Annotated in this window: 4 protein-coding genes; 3 read left to right on the top strand and 1 reads right to left on the bottom strand. The window is 33.5% G+C overall.

Going from position 1 to position 2201, the window contains the following annotated elements:
- Window positions 1-211: 211 nt before the first annotated feature.
- Genes ACUVXA_RS20025 through ACUVXA_RS20015 form a run of 3 tightly spaced genes read left to right on the top strand, consistent with a single transcriptional unit; the run spans window position 212 to window position 1918 of the window.
- The gene (locus tag ACUVXA_RS20025) at window positions 212-850 is read left to right on the top strand and encodes a hypothetical protein (RefSeq protein WP_445873058.1); all 639 of its coding nucleotides are present in this window, start codon (window positions 212-214) and stop codon (window positions 848-850) included.
- A 5-nt stretch (window positions 851-855) separates the two neighbouring features.
- The gene (locus tag ACUVXA_RS20020) at window positions 856-1518 is read left to right on the top strand and encodes a hypothetical protein (RefSeq protein WP_445873057.1); all 663 of its coding nucleotides are present in this window, start codon (window positions 856-858) and stop codon (window positions 1516-1518) included.
- A gap of 16 nt (window positions 1519-1534) precedes the next feature.
- Window positions 1535-1918, top strand: coding sequence for a HEPN domain-containing protein (locus tag ACUVXA_RS20015; RefSeq protein ID WP_445873056.1), 384 nt, complete (start codon window positions 1535-1537; stop codon window positions 1916-1918).
- A gap of 30 nt (window positions 1919-1948) precedes the next feature.
- Here ACUVXA_RS20015 and ACUVXA_RS20010 read toward each other — a convergent pair whose 3' ends face one another.
- Complete coding sequence (locus ACUVXA_RS20010; protein ID WP_445873055.1) at window positions 1949-2149, bottom strand: antitoxin AF2212-like protein; 201 nt, start codon at window positions 2147-2149, stop codon at window positions 1949-1951.
- Window positions 2150-2201: the final 52 nt, after the last annotated feature.

Genomic DNA, 2201 nt, shown 5'->3' with positions numbered 1-2201 from the left:
CTCTCAAAGAAAGAGTTAAAAAAGGCTGAAATATAAAAAGAAGGCAAACTCGAGCAATCCCATCACCAACCCCACACAAATACCCACCCAACTGCGTAAGTCCTAATTTTTATAAAAATTTTAATTTGAAAGGGAAACTCTATTATATTATATTTTTGGATATGTAATATTAGGACGTAAGTATTTAATTCGGGAAATTTGGTGAGTTGCTTTGGAAATAGTATCATTTGAGCCTTATCATATTGGTATAAAATTGCTTCCTCATGTAAATCTCGGTGTGCTTGAAGGTAAATTGAGGAGAGTTTTGAAAGAAAAGGGATTTGAGGGTACTGAAAAACCTGTTGTTGAATTACCAGTAAAGTTTGGTCCACCAATAGAGGTTGTAGGTGTTAAAAATGACGTAAGAATAGAATTACATATTCCCGCTTCAGCGCTTAATACCATTGGAGAAAAACCAGAGATCGTTATGGCAGTTTTTGAGGAAATTAATACTATTTTACCTGAGTTGAATTATGATCTTAAGGCAACTGTAGCCTTCTATGAGATATTGGCAAACATTCTAATAAAATCAAAGAAACGTCCAGTAGAAATGATTAATAAAGCGTTAAAAATTAACTTAGAACCTCTTAAAGAAATAGGAGAAGTTGTGGTGGATTCTTTTAGAATTATAAATATATCCCCCAAAGAAGAGGAAAGCTCTTTAAGAATGATTGTCGAGCCAAATCCAAATAATCCCGATTCTATGTATCTTGTTAGACTATCGTTCCAATCACCCAAAATGGAAAAAATTGCGTCATTCCATAATGAATTACAAAGTAGAATATTAAAGACTATTAATTCCTTGGAGTGATTTTTTTGTCAGAATATTTTGTAGAAGATGAATTAATAACCAAATTTGAATCACCTTTAGAAGCGTTCAGTAGGGTTCACGGTACTTCTGATAGAAGATTAGAACTATTCCTTAATGCTGAGACTAGTGCTATCTATGAATCAAAGGATGTAATTAGGTATTTCTCAACTAGATCTAGTATTATTAGATGTGTTTTTAAAGAACTTGAAAATCTTTTTAAATGTGTGGAGGTTAAGCCTCGTTTATTTGAACCCATTATATCCACTAACTATTTTTTAAGCGCAAAAACTATTTTTAGTCCTGAAAGAAGAACTTTTTCAATAAATCCAGAAGTAAGAGAGATTCTGGAAAAAGATGAATTATCAAGAACAATCTTGGATAATGTATTACTTGAGATACAAGAAATTTTAGAATTAAGGGATGAGGATTATACTATTAATATTTCCCTTGTGCAGGATATCGAGGTTCCGGAATGGAAAGAAATTTTATTTTCAGTTCAAGTTGAGAATAGGAACTATGATGATAAGATGAGACTTTGGGAAGAGATTGAGGAAGGAGTTAGAACAAAAATAGAACAAATTAGAGAGAAATATCCTGAGGACGAATGGAAAATAATAGATAAAATAAATGAGAATCTCGCTATAGAAGTTGTAGAAATACAATTATGAGTCAGGAGAGAAATCGATGTCCTTCGACCCAAAGGATTTCCTCAAATTATCTAGGAATCTAATTAGTGATGTAAATTATAATACTCAAGAGTCGGTTTTTAGGACATCAATCTCTAGGGCGTACTATTCCGCATTTTTAGTATGTAGATCTTGGTTGGAAACAAAAGGATTCCGATTTCCCCCAACGTCTGATGTACATGAAAAGGTAATTAAATATTTACGACGAAGAAATGTGTACGTTAACCTAAATCGGAAGACTAGCGCAGTGGCAGATGTTCTTGCCAAACTGAGAAGGGATGGAAGAAACGAAGCTGATTATAATCTTCAAAAAAATTTCAAAATAAACGATGTGTCAAAATGGATAAGAGACGCAGAATACGTTATAAACGCTATCCCTTAACTCTCTTTACACTGTAGAACTAAGCTAATCTCAATTACCATTAAATGTGGTATCGAGTACAACATCATTATTCATAATATTTTTTCTTTTCTCTCCCTTGAACACCTCATCCAAATCCCCTTTAAGTTCAACTTTCTCTAATTCTTTCATTAACGCGTTAATGCTCGGTTTTACGACTATCCTAACCTTAACTCCTTCTGGAAGGTCGACTCTTTCAACAGGTTTGAACACACCGTTGTCCGAAACTTACCCATCTAGGACACTTCCAGATGGTGTTCGGTTC

Source organism: Candidatus Jordarchaeum sp., assembly GCF_052745115.1.
This window is presented reverse-complemented; position numbering and strand designations above follow the sequence as displayed.